A 15952-nucleotide genomic window follows, 5' to 3' on the forward strand; every position below is an offset into this window, starting at 1 on the left:
TCACAGCGAGGCGAAGAACTCCTGCCAGACCACCCTCGTGAGGTCCGTGTCGGTCGTCTGGTCCACGAACACCGCGACCGCGAGCTGCGGCGTGTAGCCGACCGTCCACGGGTGGGCGCCGGTCACGCAGGAGGTCCCGCCGCAGCCGGGTTTCTCCTTGAGCTGCGCGCTGACCCGCTCCGCCACCAGCCGGTCGACGACGACCTCGGGGGCACCGGTCCTGCGGTAGAGCTGCGAGCCGTCCGCGCCCGTGACCGAGGTGACGAAGTGGGGCTGCTGGCGGACGCCACCACCGGCGAGTGCCGCGTACGCCGCCGTCACCTCCAGCGGGCTCATCATCGTCCGCACCACCTCCGGCGCGCCCGCGTCGGTGAACGGGCGGACGACCTCCGGCGTCAGCTCCTCCGGCTCACCGCCCGGGTCGGAGGCCCGGCTCAGTCCCACGTAGACCCGCACACCACCGGAGGCCGGTTCCACGGCGGTCACCGACGCGGCCCGATCACCCCGGTCCACCGCGACCAGCCTGCCGACCACCGCGGCGGCCATCGTCTGGGCCTTGGCGTCCACGGTCGTCCGCACCACGCCACCGGCGGCGCGGAGCCGGTCGAGGGACAACCCCAGGTCGGTGAGCTCCGCGAGCACCCGGCGTTCCAGGTGCGACCTCGGCCGCCCCTCACCGCTGTTCCACAGCTCGGACCCGTCGGCGTACTGCAGGACGACGTCCCGCACCGGAGGCGGCGCGGGCGGCGGAGCTTCGGGCCTCAGCCAGACCACCGCGCCGACGAGCACCGCGACCAGCACCAGCGCGCCGAGGTTCGGCAGAAGACGTTGCACAGCTCCCCCGAGAAACTCCCCAGGGGACCGAACCTAGCGGCGGCGTCCAGCCTTCAGGGGCGCCACGTCCGCGCCGTCGTGGGAGATCCGGCACTCGTCCGGGGTCACTGCCTCGACGGCAAGCGTGAGCTCGCCCTTCACCCCCGTGTAGATCGACTCACCGCGTGACGCCAGCGAGGCGTGCACCCGGTTCGAGTCCGTGAAGTCGCGCTCGTCCTTCACGCGCTTCTTCCCGGTCTCCTCCGGCCTGGTCGCGCTGCGGAGGTTGACCTCCAGCCACGCGGCGACCTCGGCCGGCGACGTCAGCACTTCCTCGGGGGTGCGTTCGAGCCGAACCTGCCGAGGGGAGGCGTGGTCGAGCGACGTGTGCTCCACGTAGGCGTGCCAGTGGGTGTTGCGCATCGACCAGGTCTGTTCGACCGGCCAGTCCTCCTCGGTGGTCATGACCCATATCTTCCACCCTTCACACGCGGAAACGTGAGAAGGTCGCGGACGTCGGTCTCGTGATCCACCCGCACGGCCGAAGCCAGCCGCCGGTCGTGCGTGACCAGCAGCAACGTTCCCTCATACGTGTCGAGCGCCTGTTCCAGCTGCTCGATCGCCGGCAGGTCGAGGTGGTTCGTCGGTTCGTCGAGCACCAGGCAGGTCGTGCCGCGGGCTTGCAGCAGCGCCAAGCCCGCGCGGGTGCGTTCGCCCGGTGAGAGCTCCCGCGCCGGGCGCAGCACGGCGTCCGCGCCGAGCCGGAACTTCGCGAGCAAGGTGCGCACCTCGACGTCCGGCAGCCCTGTCGCGTCCGCCACGATCCGCAACGCCGGGCAGTCGCTCGCGAACTCGCTCCTGAGCTGGTCGACCTCACCGACCACCACGCCGGGCCCGATCGAGCGGTCGCCGGAGAGCAGCGGGATCCGGCCGAGCAGCGCGCCGAGCAACGTCGACTTGCCCGACCCGTTCGGCCCGGTGATCCGCCACCGCTCGCCCGCGCCGATCGTGAGGTCGACCGGCCCGAGCGTCACGTCGCCACGGCGGACGACCGCCTGCCGCAGCGTGAACGCGGTGGAGCTGCCCCGCCCGGCCGACGGCAGGGTGAGCCGCAGCCGCCACGCCTCGCGTGGTTCCTCGACCTCCTCGAGCCTCGCCAGCTGACGGTCCACGAGGGACGACTTCGCCGCGAGGTTCTCGGCCGACCGCGTCCGGCCGGCGCGGACGTTCTTGTCCGGCTCGTCCCTGCGCGCCTTCGCGTTCGTGGCCCGCCGCACGCCCTGCCTCGACCACTCCCTGACCCGCCGGCCGCGCTGCACCAACGAGTCGCGCTTGGCCGCGTAGGAGTCGTACTCCTCCTGCGCACGCCGTTCCGCGTTCGCCTTCTCCTCGACGTAGGCGTCCCAGCCGCCGCCGAACACGGTGAGGCGGTGCGAGAACTCGTCGAGCTCGGCGATCGCGGTCGTGGTGCGCGCCAGGAACTCCCGGTCGTGGCTGACCAGCACGACCGCGCCCTGGTAGCCCCGCACGTGGGACTCCAGCAGGTCGAGACCGGCGGTGTCGAGGTCGTTGGTCGGTTCGTCGAGCAGCAGCACCTCCGCGCGCGTCAGCAGCACCGCGGCGAGCCGGAGCCGGGCCTGCTGGCCACCGGACAGCTCGTCGGGCGCGCGGCCGTCGAGGAGGTCCGCGGGCAGGCCGAGGCGGTCGCAGACGGCGTTCGCGCGTTCGTCGAAGTCACCGGCACCGATGGCGGTCCAGTGGTCGAGCGCGTCCGGGTAGTCCTCACCACCGCCGACGGCCAACGCCTCGGCTTCGCGCTGCAGCCGCTGCTCGGCCTCCGCGACGCCCGTGCGGCGGGCGAGGTGGTCGCGCAACGACTCCCCACCGACGTGGACGGTCTCCTGCGTCAGGTGCGCGACGGCCCCGGTGGCCGAGACGGACCCGGACCCGGGTCGCAGCTCACCGGAGAGCAGGCGGAGCAGCGTGGACTTGCCGGCGCCGTTGGGCGCGATCAGACCAACGCGGTCACCAGGCGAAACATCGAAATCGACCTCCGAGATCACGGTCCTCGGACCGAACGACAGCGAAATATTTCTTGCTGTCAGCACGGACACGCTTACGACCGTACGGGTCTCCGCAACTGGTTAAGCGGGCTTGTTGCTAGTAAGTTGCAATAACCAACAGATTGCAATTGGGGAGACGTCATGACCCAGTACGTGCTGCCGGATCTCGACTACGACTACGGCGACCTCGAGCCGGCGATCATCGGCGAGATCAACGAACTGCACCACGGCAAGCACCACGCCGCCTACGTGAAGGGCGCGAACGACACGCTGGAGCAGATCGAGGAAGCCCGCGACAAGGAGGCCTTCGGCTCCATCGTCGGACTGGAGACCACATTGGCGTTCCACCTCGCGGGCCACGCGCTGCACCAGGTGTGGTGGAAGAACCTCTCACCCGACGGCGGCGACAAGCCGGTCGGCGAGCTCGCGGCGGCGATCGACGAGCACTTCGGCTCGTTCGACAGGTTCCGCGGTCAGCTGGGCGCCGCCGCGTCGTCCATCCAGGGCTCGGGCTGGGGCGTCCTCGCGTGGGAGCCGATCGCCCGGAAGCTGATCACCTTGCAGCTCAAGGACCACCACTCGAACCTGTCGATCGCGGTCACGCCACTGCTCGCGTTCGACATCTGGGAGCACGCGTACTACCTGCAGTACCGCAACCTGAAAGCCGACTACATCTCGGCGCTGTGGAACGTCGTCAACTGGGAGGACGTCTCCGCCCGCTTCGAGGCGGCGCGCACGGGCCGGAACGGCTTGCTGCTGCCCTGACGCTTCGGCGGTGGATGCTCCGACAAGCTTCCCCGCCGCACACGACGAGGCCCCCGCTCTGCCCAGAGCGGGGGCCTCGTCCGTTCCCGAACTGACTGCCGCTCCCACCACGAAGCGACGAGACTTAGGTTAGCCTAACTTCGCCTTCTTGGGAAGGCCTCCTGATCAGCCCTCTCGCGATCAGCTCGACGACGGTCGAGACGGCGGCGGCTTCGACGGCCAGCAACGCGAGGAGCACCACGATCTGCAGGGCACCGGCCTGCCAGACTGGCGCCCCGCCGAGCAGCATGCCGACAAAAGCACCCGGAAGGGTGACCAGGCCGACGGTCCTGGTCTGGTCGAGCGGCGGCACGAGCGCCTCGGCGGCGGGCTGCCGGATGACCAGGCGCACCGCCGTGGACTCCATGAAGCCCAGCGCGAGCGCCGCTTCGTACTCGCCGTGCCGCTCCTGGAGGGCGTCGAGGGCCCGGCGCGCCGACAGCGTCGTGGCGGTCATGGCGCCGCCGATCAGGATGCCGCCGACCGGGATCAGCGCGATGCCCTTGACCGGCAGCAGCCCGATCGTGATGAGCAGCACGAGCGCGGGAACGGTGCCGACGAGGATCGCCGCCGCCACCCAGACACCCCGGCGCCCGGTCCTGGTGCGGCGGGCCGACGTGGCCGTCGCCACCACCGCCATGACGACGAGGAACACCCCGGTCAGGCTCAGGTGCGTGAGGACGACGGTGATCACCGCGGAGACGGCCGCCAGCTGCAGCACGGCCCTGACGGCGGCCTTGAGGAACGGCTGGGGCTTGGTGAGACCGGTGAACCAGGCGATCGCGCAGGCGGCCGACGTGAAGACGACGCAGACGATCAGGAGCCGGACCCAGTCGGTTGCCAGGATCATGTGCGGCTACGCGCCGTCGAGACCCTGCTGGGCGGTGCGTGACCCTCGCCTCGCGGCGCGACGTTGCCAGTAGAAGACTCCGTACCCGATGATCCCGAGCAGACCGCCGGACAGCGTCGTCCAGAGCAACGTGCCGTTCGAGCGGTCGACGACCAGGACGACCAGGAACCCGAGGAACCACAGCGCGGTTCCACCCAGCACCACCGGCACGGGGTCTGCCAGCCTGTGCGGCAACGGCGGCGGGTGCGGCAGGGTGGAGTCGCGTTCGGACACATCGTTAGGAGACCAGATGCTGGACGGGTTCTTCAAGATTTCCGAGCGCGGGTCGACCGTGGCGCGCGAAGTGCGCGGCGGTGTCGTGACCTTCTTCACCATGGCGTACATCGTCGTGCTGAACCCGCTGATCATCGGCAGCTTCGCGCCGACGGGTCCCGGAGCGCACCCGGACGTGCTCGGAAACATCCTCCCGGTCGGCCAGGTCGCCGCCGTGACGGCGCTGGTCGCCGGCGTGATGACCATCCTCTTCGGACTGATCGCGAACTACCCGTTCGCGCTGGCCACCGGCCTCGGCATCAACTCGTTCGTCGCGGTCTCCGTGGCGGCCAAGGTCTCCTGGCCGGAGGTGATGGGCCTCATCCTGGTCAACGGCCTCGTCGTGCTGCTGCTGGTCGTCACGGGCGTGCGGACAGCGGTGTTCAACGCCGTCCCGAACGAGCTGAAGGCGGCGATCGCCGTCGGCATCGGCCTCTTCATCACGTTCATCGGCCTGGTCGATGCCGGTTTCGTGCGCCGCCTGCCCGACGCCGCCAACACCACCGTGCCGGTCGGCCTCGGCATCAACGGCTCGATCGCGAGCTGGCCGACCCTCGTCTTCGTCGTCGGACTCGTGGTCACCGGCGTGCTGTTCGCGCGCAGGGTCAAGGGCGCGATCCTCATCGGCATCGTCGCCACGGCGATCTTCGCGATCGTCCTGGAGGCGATCGTGAAGGCGGGCCCGTCCGCCGGCGTCAACGCCAAGGGCTGGAACCTCGGCTACCCCGCGCTCCCCGACCAGGTCTTCGGCGTCCCCGACCTCTCCCTGCTCGGCGATGTGTCGTTCGGCGCCTGGACGAGGCTCCCGGCCCTGGCCGCGGCGCTGATCGTCTTCACGCTCGTGCTCACCGACTTCTTCGACACCGTCGGCACCATGACCGGCCTCGGCAAGGAAGCGGACCTGATCAAGGAGGACGGCCAGCTCCCGAACGTGAGCAAGGCCCTGTTCGTCGACGGCCTGGGCGCCGTCGCGGGCGGCGCGGCCTCCAGCTCGTCGAACACCGTCTACATCGAGTCGGCCTCCGGCATCGCCGAGGGCGCGAGGACGGGTCTCGCCAACGTCGTGACGGGCGTCCTGTTCCTGCTGGCGATGTTCTTCACCCCGCTCTACGAGGTCGTCCCGATCGAGGCCGCCGCCCCCGCGCTGGTGATCGTCGGCGCGCTGATGATGATGCAGATCCGCGAGATCGACTTCACCGACTTCACCATCGCCCTGCCCGCGTTCCTGACGATCGTGGTCATGCCGTTCACCTACTCGATCGCGAACGGCATCGGCGCGGGCTTCGTCAGCTACGTGCTGCTCAAGGCCCTGACCGGCAAGGCCCGCGAAGTCCACGCGCTCATGTGGGTCGTGGCGGCCGCTTTCGTCGTCTACTTCTCGCTGGCACCGATCCAGGGCCTGCTGGCCTGACCTTTCGGCAGGAAACTATTTCGTGAGGTATGCTAACTACGTGGCGACCGATCAGCACGGACTGGCGAGCAGGCTGAGGCTTGCCGTCGTTCGCCTCAACCGCCGCCTGCGAGCACAGCGCACCAACTCGGCGGTGTCGCTCACGCAGGTGTCAGCGCTGTCCACACTGCACAAGTGCGGCCCCCTGACCCCGGGCGAACTGGCTGCGAAGGAAGGCGTGCAACCGCCGTCCATGACGCGCGTGATAGCGGCCTTGGAGGAGTTCGGCTTCGCGACGAGGCGCCCGCACCCCACCGACGGCCGTCAAGCGATCGTCGAGCTGACCGGTGAAGGCTTGTCGTACCTGCAGGACGAGATCACAGCGCGCGAAGCGTGGCTGGACAAGAGGCTGGCCGAGCTGGACCCGGAAGAACGCGAGCTGCTCGCGCGGGCCGCCGAGATCATCGACAGGATGGCGGGGCAGTAAGGACGTGTCGGGTTACGCGGGTGGTGGAGCGGATAGTTCGCCACCTCGCCCTACCCGGATGTTCGGATCGTTGGGCATTTACAACTACCGCCTCTACGCCTCCGGTCAGATCATCTCGCTCGTCGGTGTCTGGATGCAGCGCGTGGCCCAGGACTGGCTGGTCCTGGAGCTCTCCAACGGCTCCCCCATGGCCCTGGGCATCGCCGCCTCGCTCCAGTTCCTCCCGGTCCTGCTGCTCTCGATGTGGGGCGGCGTCCTCGCCGACCGCATGGACAAGCGCAAACTCCTGCTCTGGCTGGAATCGGCCCTGGGCCTCTGCGCCCTGGCCCTGGGCCTGCTGGACGTCACCGGCGTCGTGGAGCTGTGGCACGTCTACCTGCTCTGCCTGCTGCTGGGCGCCTTCTCGGCGGTGGAAACCCCGGTGCGCCAGTCGTTCGTCGTCGAGATGGTCGGCCGCGACTCCCTGACCAACGCCGTCGCGATCAACTCGATGATGTTCAACCTGGCCCGCATCATCGGCCCGGCCATCGCGGGCGTGACCATCGTGGCCATCGGCACCGGCTGGGTCTTCCTGGCCAACGCCATCAGCTTCATCGGCGTGGTGGGCGGCATCTGGCTGATGCGCACGTCCCAGCTGCTGCGCTCGGACCCGGTCCCGCGCGAAAAGGGCCAGCTGCTCTCCGGCCTGCGCTACGTGCGAGGCCGCCCGGACCTCCTGACCGTCATGCTGCTGCTGTTCTTCATCGCCACCTTCGGCATGAACTTCTACATGACCCTCGCGATCATGGCCCGCAACGTCTTCGGCGGCGACGCAGACGCCTACGGCCTGCTCTCCACGTTGATCGCCGTGGGCACCCTCGCCGGCGCGGCGCTGGCAGCACGCCGCAAGACCCCGCGCATGACCGTCTTCATCGCCTCCGGCATCGTCTTCGGCCTGCTGGAGATCATCTCCGGCCTGATGCCGACAATGCTGCTCACGGGCCTGATGATGATCCCGGTGGGCGTGGCGATGATGACGTTCACCACGACCGCCAACACCACCGTCCAACTGGCGGTGGAACCGGAGATGCGCGGCCGGGTCATGGGCATCTACATGCTGGTCTTCCTGGGCGGCAACCCGGTGGGCGGCCCGCTGATGGGCTGGCTGGGCGAGATCAACGGCCGAGCCCCGATCATCATCGGCGGAGCGGTGTCGACGGTCGTGACGATCACCGCGTGGATCATCCTGATGAGGCGCGGAGACATCGGGAAACCCCGCCTGCGCCGCAGGAAGCAGACCGAGGCGGGATCGGCGCCGCAGGAACGGGCGGAGTTACCCGGCTAGGCGCGCGCGACGCCGCCTCACGCGCGACGCCGAAGGCGAGCCGCCCGACCGAGCGCGACGCCGAAGGCGAGCCGTCCTGAGCAGACGCTCCCGGCGGTGGGGTCCCGTCACGAGTCGCGCCACAGCCCTCGCTGCATGCCTGGAGGGGTGTCAACTCGACACGCACTTCGTCGAGTTGACACCCCTCCAGGCATGTGGCCAGCTCCTGGTGCGACTGGTGACGGGACCCCACCGCCAACGCAACCACCAACGCAACCGGCAGCCGCCCAACACAACAGGCGTGCCATCAACCCGCTCGAAGCGCGGGCCCCCGATCAGATTGCCGGGGGTCTGGGGGCAGAGCCCCCAGAAGAACAACGCAACCGCAACCAGCCGCACGCAACAGGGGAACGCTACGGACAGAGCGCACACACCCACGCCACACCCACGCCACACCAGCGAAACCGCAAGCTGACGCAGGCGTCCCCCCACCCTCAGGACCCCTCGCAACACAACCTACTCAGGGGGTCTGACAACCGGCCCCCGAAGCTCACCCCAGCAACGTCGCAGCAGTCGGATCACCGATCAAAGCCGCGAACGTGTGCCGATCCGCCCACCGCCCGCATACCCAGGCGAGGGCGCGGGCCAGCCCCTCAGGCGTGTCGGCGGCGTGGGGAACGCCGTCCGCCATCCACCACTCGACCCGCTGGCCGTCCACGAACAGCGAGTCGTGCACCACCACGACACCGTCGGGCAGCGCGACCTCGAGCAGCTCGCAGGCCATCCGGACGGCTCCGAAATCAGCCCAGGCCACCACCGACCCGACGTGGTCCGGCGACCCGTCGAACTCCTCCGACGCGAGCGCCAGGTCCAGCAGGTCCGCCAGCTCCTCGGACCCGTCGGCCAGCAACACCCGGGACGCGGGCACGACTCCCAGCAACCAGGGGTGGTCGAGCACCACGACGTCGTCCGCGGCCACGACCTCGCCGCTCAGCACCCGGACCCGCTCGGGCGGGGCGAAGTCTCCCTCGGGCAGTGCCGCGTAGGCCCGCAGCACGACGGCGTCGGCGATGGTGCGGTCCGCGTCGCCGAGCCGGTCGAGCACGAACTCGGCGTCGTCGTCGTCGAGGATCTCCAGCGACGACCGGACGCCGGCGGCCCGCAGCACGTGCTCCGACAGCTCGACGTCGGGCACGACGTCGAACAGCCCGTCCAGCAACGAGGCACCGGGCAGCCGGAACGAGCGCGGCGGCAGGCCGGCCAGGGACGCGTAGCGGGCGATCCACCAGCCCGTGTACCCGTCCGGCTCGGTGACGGCGCGCCAGGTGATCGGGTCGGCGGCCAGCAACCTCAGCGCGGCGGGCCAGTCGGCGACCAGGTCCAGGTCCCGGACGGCCACCACCCGCCGGGGCTCGTCGGCGGCGGAGGACCACCAGGCGGACTCGTCGGCGAGGTCGTGGTCGGGCCCCGCCGGCTCGTCGTCGACCACCAGGGAGAACCCGTCCACCACGCCGATCGCGACCAGCGCGGACCGCGGGTAGGCGTCGGCGACCTCCTTGGACAGCAGCGGGAACGCGTCCGGCTCCAGGACCCCGACCAGGGCGGAGTCCGGCAGCAGCAGCTCGTCGGCCCGGTGCCACTCGCCGGAGGCGTCCGGCAGCGCCAGGGCGCCGAGCCACGGCTCCTCACCGGCTCGCACGCCGGCCAGGTCGACCAGCCGCAGCACGGTCTCGGCGAGGTCGGCGCCGTCCAGCCCGGCCTCGGCGTCCTCCACGGACCGGGCCACGTTCTCGCGCAGCGAGGGATCGGCGAGCAGTTCGGAGGCCCCGGCCTCGACCGCGCCCAGACGCACCAGCAGCGGGTGCACCGCGTCCGGGTGCACGACGCGCAGGCCGGGCAGCGGCTCGTCGGCGATCAGGGTCGTGCGCGGCCCGGTGACCACGCGGCCGTCGGCCAGCGGCACGGGCAGCGACGCCAGCGCCTCGCGGACCTCCGGGTCCACCTCGGCCAGCGGTTCGAAGGCGGCGTAGACGTCACGCCACCAGCCGGGGTCGCCGGACACGCCGGCGAGCGCCGCGACGACCTCGGCCGTCGACACGCGCGGAACTTCCAGGGCCGCCAGCGCCTTCGCGTGCGCGGGAGCCGACAGCTCGGCGTCGAGCAAGCCCGGCAGCGCGTCCTCGACGAGGTCGACCAGCTCCTCGGAGCCGACGTCGAGGACGCGGGCCCTGGCCGGCTCGATCCACTCACCGGACGCGAGCGGCAGCCAGGCGGAGGCGCGCAGCGCGCGCAGCACGGCGGTGCGCAGGCGGTCGTCCACTTCGGACAGCGGGAAGCCGGGCAGCGGCACCAGGGAGGTCCGCTCGACGGCGGGCACGCGGGCGACGAGGGCCGGGTAGGCGGCCGCGGCGGCGTCGAGCACCGACCACGCGGCCGGGCCGGGCAGGATGCGGCGGCGCGAGGGCTCGACCGGCAGCGTGGCGATCAGGCGGGCCGGCAGCGACAGGCGCTCGTCGGTCGGGGTCGGCGCGTGCAGCACGTCCTCGCCCAGCGGTCCGTCCAGCGGGTACGCCCACGAGACGGTCCACTGCGGACGGTGTTCGACGCCGGCGACCAGCTCGCCGGGCAGTTCGCCGACGGTGCGCTCGACCAGCCAGCGCGCCGAGCCGACGGTGACCACGCCGTCCGCGGTGACGAAGCGCTCCCACGACCGGGAGCCGATCTCGATCCGGCGCAGGCCCGGCAGCGCGAGCAGCAGGTCGGGGACCTCGGCGGCGAGGTCGTCCAGGGACAGGTCGACCTTCAGCGGCAGGCGGACCTCGGTGGTGAAACCGGAGGGCACCTCCTCGGCGCAGGGCCACACCAGGCGCAGCACCGGCACGTCGCCGCCGCGTTCGGAGGCCAGCTCCGGCACCTCGGCACGGGTCCGGTCGGCGGAGAACTCGACGCCACCGGACGTCGACACCACGCGCGGCGCGTCGGACACGGCCAGCACGGCCGCGAAGCCGACACCGAACTGACCGACGCCGGACTCCTTCGCGGACGCCCGCAGCGACGCCAGGGCGGCGACGCCCGCGGCGGTCAGGGGCGCGCCCGTGTTCGCCGCGCGCAGCTCCCCGTCGACGAGGGTGATCCGCAGCACACCGGGCTCGGCACCGGCCGCGTCGGCGGCGTTCTGCGCGAGCTCGACCAGCAACCGGTCGCGGTAGCCGCCCAGGCGGAGGTCTTCCTCGGCGTTCGCGTCCTCGCGGAACCGGGTGGGCGAACCGCGCCACGCCGCGAGGACCGAGGTGCGCAGGGCCTCGGTGCCGAACGGGTCGGTCACTCCGAGACGTCCAGAACGTCGAGCTGCGCGTCGTCGTAGACCAGGTCGGCGACCGGCACCATCGGGCTGATGTCGACCTCGACCTGCGAGTGCGCGCCGCAGCCGTACTCGACGTGCACGACGTGGCCGTCCGCGGGCGCGATCTCGTTCGCGCACACGCCGAACGCCGCGCCGAACGCACCGGCCACGCGGGTGTAGAAGCCGCAGGTGCCGCAGTGCGCGGGGGCGCTGCGGGCCATGTCGGAACGCGGGCCGAAGTCCGACGCCGCCCAGCGCTCGGCGGCTTCCAGGCGGCCCTCGCGGGACAGGACGCGGGTGCGGCCGAGGCCGATCTCCAGCGCCACCTCCTCGACGGCGGGGTCGTCGGACTGCACGTACGCCTCGACCAGGCGCGGGTCGTCCTCGCGGGGCGGCACCAGGTCGCCGACACCGAGGTCGCCGGCGCGGACCCGTTCGCTCCACGGCACCCACTCCGGGGCGACCAGGGCGTCCTCGCCGGGCAGCAGCACGACCTCGCTGACCGACACCGGGGTGCCCTCGCCCGCGTAGGCGACGGTCACGGCCCAGTTCCAGCCGCGGTAACCCGCGTGCTCGGCTTCGAAGAGGTGCGTCACCGAGTACTCGTCCTCGGCGGACACCCCCACATGAGCACCGACGCGGTCCAACCCGGCTTCGTCCTGCGCTGCGGCACGGGCGATGTCAACGGCGTCGGCGAGCAGTTGCGTGGCGTTCACGAGCTGAATTGTGCCGCAGGACTTCGCCGGGACGAAAACTCGTGCCACCCTCCGTTGCGTGCGCTCACCCGTCTGGCTGGTCATCGTCGCGGTCCTGGCCGCCTGCTCGACGCCTCAGGAAACAAAACCGCAGGTAGAAGTCCTGCAGAAGATTCCGCACGACACCTCGGCGTTCACCCAGGGGTTGGAACTCGTCGACGGCGTCCTCTACGAGGGCACCGGACTCGAGGGCCAGTCGACGATGCGCGCGCTCGACCCGTCGAGCGGCAACGTCCAGAAGAAGGTCGACCTGCCGCCTGACTTCTTCGGCGAGGGCATCACCGTCGTCGGCGACACCATCTGGCAGATCACGTGGCGCAACGGCGTCGCGATCGAACGGGACCGCAGGACGCTGGACGAGCTGCGCCGCGTGAGCTACGAGGGCGAGGGCTGGGGCATCTGCGACGACGGGCGGCGGCTGGTCATGAGCGACGGCACGGCCGAGCTGACCTTCCGCGACTCGAAGACGTTCCGGGAAACCGGGAGCGTGCAGGTCACGCGGGACGGGAAGCCGCTGTCCCAGCTCAACGAGCTGGAGTGCGTCGGCGGCGAGGTGTGGGCGAACGTCTGGAAGACCGACGAGGTCGTCCGCATCGACCCGTCCACCGGCCAGGTGACCGGCACCTACGACCTCTCGTCGCTCAAACCGCCCGGTGACGTGGACGTCCTCAACGGCATCGCGCACGTCCCCGGGACCGACGAGTTCCTGGTCACAGGCAAGAACTGGCCCACCATCTTCCGGGTGAGGTTCACGGGGATGGGGCAGGATTGACGGTGTGACGGGCGACCGCGGGTGGAGTGACGACGGGACTCCGAAGCGCTACCCGTGGCAGGACGACGAGTACCGGCCGCGGGAGCGCCGCGGGGCGCCGTCCGAGCACGGGTTCGAGCCGCCTCCGCGCGGTCCGCAGAACACCCGTCCGCTGCCCAACCAGGACCAGCAGACGACACCGACGCCCAAACCGCCGCGCAAGCTCACGGTCACGCGCGTCGCGTGGTTCCGCAGCAAGCAGCTCTCGCAGCAGGCCATCGCGGCGTTCCGGCGCGCGGCCCGCGCCGACGGCGCCGGCAAGTCCGGCATGACGTCGGTCACCTACGCGGTGATGATGAACTACGCCGCCGACGCCTCGATGGCCGTGGCACTGGCGAACACGCTGTTCTTCTCCGCCGCGAGCGCCGAGTCCAAGACCAAGGTCGCGCTCTACCTGCTCATCACCGTCGCGCCGTTCGCACTGATCGCGCCGGTGATCGGCCCGCTGCTCGACCGGATCCAGCGCGGCCGCCGGCTCGCTCTGGCCTCGTCGTGCGTGCTGCGGATCGGGCTGTCGGTCGTGATGGCGCTGAACTTCGACAACTGGCTGCTGTACCCGGCGGCGCTCGGCAGCATGGTGCTGTCCAAGTCGTTCACGGTGCTCAAGTCCGCGATCACGCCGCGCGTGCTGCCGCCGGAGATCACGCTGTCCAAGACCAACGCCCGCATGACGGTGTTCGGGCTCGCCTCGGGCGCGGTGTTCGGCGCGCTGGCGGCGGGCTTCGCGAACCTGTTCGGCTCCCCCGGCGCGCTGTGGTTCACGGCCGTGCTCTGCGCCGTGAACGCGTGGCTGTGCATGAAGATCCCGTCCTGGGTCGAGGTGACCGAGGGCGAGGTCCCGGCGACGCTGACGTCCAGGCCCGCGAAGCAGCGCATCTCCCGGCACGTCGCCGTCTCGTTGTGGGGCAACGGTTCCATCCGCATGCTGACCGGGTTCCTGACGCTGTTCGCGGCCTTCGTGGTGCGCGCGCAGACCGAGGGCGACGCGGTCCGGCAGCTGCTGCTGCTCGGCGTGATCGCCGGCGCGGCGGGTGTCGGCAGCTTCCTCGGCAACGCGATCGGCGCGCGTCAGCACTTCGGCAAGCCCTCCGAGGTGGTCATCGCCTGCGTCGCCACGGCCCTCGCCGCGACCATCGTCGCCGCTGCCCTTCCCGGCCTGGTCACCGCCGCGATCGTCGGCCTGCTGGGCGCCACGGCGTCGTCGCTGGCCAAGATCAGCCTGGACGCGGTGATCCAGGACGACCTGCCGGAGGAGTCGCGCGCGTCGGCGTTCGGGCGTTCCGAGACGATCCTGCAGCTCGCGTGGGTCTTCGGCGGTGCGCTGGGCGTGCTGCTGCACGCCACGTTCTGGATCGGCTTCACGGTGCTGTCCGTGCTGCTCGCGCTGGGCTTGGCGCAGACGTGGATGTACCGCAACGGCACGTCGTTGCACCTGCTGCTGGGCAGGCTCGTCCGCAGGCCCTCCCCGGCCACACCGTAGGCTGCTGACGTGCGTCGACTTGCTTCTGTACTGGCTGCCAGTGTTCTCGTGCTGTCCGGGTGCTCGTTGCAGCGGCACGACCCGGAGGTCACGTTCTACGCGAACGGCGAGACCATTCGCATCGAGCCGACGATCTACTGCGACGTCGAGGGTTCGAACTGCGCCGAGAAGAACGCGCCCGGCAGCCTGAAGGTGCCGGCGGGCAAGGTCGTGCAGATCTCCGTGGACGGTCAGCTCGCGAAGGGCCTCTGGGAGGTCGTGTGCGTGTACGAGAACGCCGCGAAGGTCCAGGAGGGCTGCACCTCGCCGTTGCTCGGCAAGGGTGAGAACTACACCTACACGCTGGCCGTGCCGGACGACTCGGACCAGCTGCTGCGCATCGAGGTGCACGAGGCGGCCGGCGCGGTGCTGGAGACCGGCCAGCCGCTCATGCGCGGCTCGTGGGTCGTCGACATCACGCGCTAACGCCGACCGAAGGCCTCCCACCACTCGGTCGGCGCGATCCGGAGCGCGGAGTCCATCAGCGCCCTGCCGGTGTCGGTGACCACCGACGCCTGCATGGTCTGGATGAAGCGCTCCATCTTGGAGATCCCCGCCGCCTGGTACTCCCTGGCCTGCACCAGCAGCTCCAGCTTGTCCGCGTCACGCGAACAGCGCGCCTCGGGCGTGTGGTCGAGGTCCTTCGCGGCCTCGTGCTCGGCGACGAGGGCCTCGACGTGCGCGGCGAGCGGTGCGGGCAGGTGCTGGACCTGGTCGCGCGCCACGGCCTCCGGCGGGACCTTCACGTCGAGGTAGAGCTTGCCGACGTACGGGATGTCGCCGAGGCGCGTCTCGGGCACGTCGTGGAAGAGACCCAGCGTCGCCGCCCGGTCGGGGTTCGCGCCCTCCTGCACGGCGATCGCGAACGCCAGAACGCCCACCCGGAACGAGTGGGCGGCCACCGTCTCGGGGTGCTGCACCCCGGCGAAGAGCCACCCCGCTCTGGGCAGGCGTTTGAGCTGGCCGACCTCGTAGACGAACTCGACGATCCTGTCAGCGTCAGACATGACGCCGATCCTTTTACGGATCGAGGTCCCGCGCCACCGCCCGGACGACCTCGGCGATGAGCTTCATGTTCTTCTTGTCGGACGGGTAGCGGCCGCGGCGCAGGTCGGGCTGGACCTTGTTCTCCAGCAGCTTGATCATGTCGTCGATCAGGCCGTGCAGCTCCTCCGCGGGACGGCGGCGCGCCTCGGCGACGGACGGCGCGGGGTCGATCAGGCGCACGGACAGCGCCTGCGGCCCGCGGCGGCCCTCCGCCATGCCGAACTCGATGCGCTGGCCGGCTTTCAGACCGGTGACACCCGGAGGCAGGGCGGCCTTGCGGACGTAGACGTCCTCGCCACCGTCCTGGGTGACGAACCCGAAGCCCTTCTCCGTGTCGTACCACTTGACCTTGCCGGTCGGCACCGCGCTCACCATTCCCAAGCTTGTCGCACAACGAACGCGCCCCGGGGCGTACCCAGGACGCGTCCCACCAGAGTAGCCAGAAGACCAGGCCG

The 15952-nt window shown here is 70.8% G+C and carries 16 protein-coding genes; 7 read left to right on the forward strand and 9 right to left on the reverse strand.

Annotated features, from left to right (window positions below):
- Genes L6E10_RS40840 through L6E10_RS17650 form a run of 3 tightly spaced genes read right to left on the reverse strand, consistent with a single transcriptional unit; the run spans nt 1 to nt 2927 of the window.
- On the reverse strand, nt 1–834 hold the full coding sequence (locus L6E10_RS40840; protein WP_236220590.1) for a penicillin-binding transpeptidase domain-containing protein: 834 nt from the start codon (nt 832–834) through the stop codon (nt 1–3).
- A 33-nt stretch (nt 835–867) separates the two neighbouring features.
- On the reverse strand, nt 868–1278 hold the full coding sequence (locus L6E10_RS17645; RefSeq protein ID WP_030467775.1) for a hypothetical protein: 411 nt from the start codon (nt 1276–1278) through the stop codon (nt 868–870).
- The gene (locus L6E10_RS17650) at nt 1275–2927 is read right to left on the reverse strand and encodes an ABC-F family ATP-binding cassette domain-containing protein (RefSeq protein WP_236220591.1); all 1653 of its coding nucleotides are present in this window, start codon (nt 2925–2927) and stop codon (nt 1275–1277) included. The genes L6E10_RS17645 and L6E10_RS17650 overlap by 4 nt, the downstream gene beginning before the upstream one ends.
- Nucleotides 2928–3017: 90 nt before the next feature.
- On the opposite strand from L6E10_RS17650, the gene L6E10_RS17655 reads away from it, so the two are divergent.
- The gene (locus tag L6E10_RS17655; protein ID WP_236220592.1) at nt 3018–3641 is read left to right on the forward strand and encodes a superoxide dismutase; all 624 of its coding nucleotides are present in this window, start codon (nt 3018–3020) and stop codon (nt 3639–3641) included.
- Nucleotides 3642–3765: 124 nt separating this feature from the next.
- Here the strand turns inward: L6E10_RS17655 and L6E10_RS17660 are convergent, their stop codons facing one another.
- Nucleotides 3766–4530, reverse strand: coding sequence for an ABC transporter permease (locus tag L6E10_RS17660; RefSeq protein WP_236220593.1), 765 nt, complete (start codon nt 4528–4530; stop codon nt 3766–3768).
- 6 nt (nt 4531–4536) lie between these two features.
- The gene (locus tag L6E10_RS17665; RefSeq protein WP_236220594.1) at nt 4537–4803 is read right to left on the reverse strand and encodes a DUF2530 domain-containing protein; all 267 of its coding nucleotides are present in this window, start codon (nt 4801–4803) and stop codon (nt 4537–4539) included.
- 16 nt (nt 4804–4819) lie between these two features.
- Here L6E10_RS17665 and L6E10_RS17670 point away from each other — a divergent pair, with 16 nt between their 5' ends.
- The 3 genes from L6E10_RS17670 to L6E10_RS17680 are packed head-to-tail and all read left to right on the forward strand — an operon-like array spanning nt 4820 to nt 8043.
- On the forward strand, nt 4820–6253 hold the full coding sequence (locus L6E10_RS17670; protein WP_236220595.1) for an NCS2 family permease: 1434 nt from the start codon (nt 4820–4822) through the stop codon (nt 6251–6253).
- A 40-nt stretch (nt 6254–6293) separates the two neighbouring features.
- Nucleotides 6294–6719, forward strand: coding sequence for a MarR family transcriptional regulator (locus tag L6E10_RS17675; RefSeq protein ID WP_236220596.1), 426 nt, complete (start codon nt 6294–6296; stop codon nt 6717–6719).
- A gap of 58 nt (nt 6720–6777) precedes the next feature.
- Entirely contained in the window at nt 6778–8043 is a 1266-nt protein-coding gene (locus L6E10_RS17680; RefSeq protein WP_236220597.1) for an MFS transporter, read from the forward strand.
- Nucleotides 8044–8572: 529 nt separating this feature from the next.
- Here L6E10_RS17680 and L6E10_RS17685 read toward each other — a convergent pair.
- Complete coding sequence (locus L6E10_RS17685; RefSeq protein ID WP_236220598.1) at nt 8573–11347, reverse strand: sacsin N-terminal ATP-binding-like domain-containing protein; 2775 nt, start codon at nt 11345–11347, stop codon at nt 8573–8575.
- On the reverse strand, nt 11344–12081 hold the full coding sequence (locus tag L6E10_RS17690) for a DUF3027 domain-containing protein (RefSeq protein WP_236220599.1): 738 nt from the start codon (nt 12079–12081) through the stop codon (nt 11344–11346). The genes L6E10_RS17685 and L6E10_RS17690 overlap by 4 nt, the downstream gene beginning before the upstream one ends.
- A gap of 58 nt (nt 12082–12139) precedes the next feature.
- On the opposite strand from L6E10_RS17690, the gene L6E10_RS17695 reads away from it, so the two are divergent.
- From L6E10_RS17695 to L6E10_RS17705, 3 genes are read left to right on the forward strand one after another with little or no spacing between them, the layout of a single operon-like run.
- Nucleotides 12140–12892 (forward strand): glutaminyl-peptide cyclotransferase, encoded by a 753-nt coding sequence (locus L6E10_RS17695; protein ID WP_236220600.1) that lies wholly within the window; start codon nt 12140–12142, stop codon nt 12890–12892.
- Between the two features lie 4 nt (nt 12893–12896).
- Nucleotides 12897–14411, forward strand: coding sequence for an MFS transporter (locus L6E10_RS17700; protein ID WP_236220601.1), 1515 nt, complete (start codon nt 12897–12899; stop codon nt 14409–14411).
- A 9-nt stretch (nt 14412–14420) separates the two neighbouring features.
- Nucleotides 14421–14876 (forward strand): DUF2771 family protein, encoded by a 456-nt coding sequence (locus L6E10_RS17705; protein ID WP_236220602.1) that lies wholly within the window; start codon nt 14421–14423, stop codon nt 14874–14876.
- Here the strand turns inward: L6E10_RS17705 and L6E10_RS17710 are convergent.
- Together L6E10_RS17710 and L6E10_RS17715 are read right to left on the reverse strand one after the other, a co-directional pair.
- Nucleotides 14873–15457 (reverse strand): HD family hydrolase, encoded by a 585-nt coding sequence (locus L6E10_RS17710; protein ID WP_236220603.1) that lies wholly within the window; start codon nt 15455–15457, stop codon nt 14873–14875. The genes L6E10_RS17705 and L6E10_RS17710 overlap by 4 nt on opposite strands.
- A gap of 13 nt (nt 15458–15470) precedes the next feature.
- Nucleotides 15471–15860, reverse strand: a complete 390-nt coding sequence (locus tag L6E10_RS17715) for a cold-shock protein (RefSeq protein ID WP_236221109.1) — start codon at nt 15858–15860, stop codon at nt 15471–15473.
- Nucleotides 15861–15952 lie beyond the last annotated feature (92 nt).

Source organism: Lentzea sp. CC55, assembly GCF_021056325.1.
Taxonomy (GTDB): Bacteria; Actinomycetota; Actinomycetes; order Mycobacteriales; family Pseudonocardiaceae; genus Lentzea; species Lentzea jiangxiensis.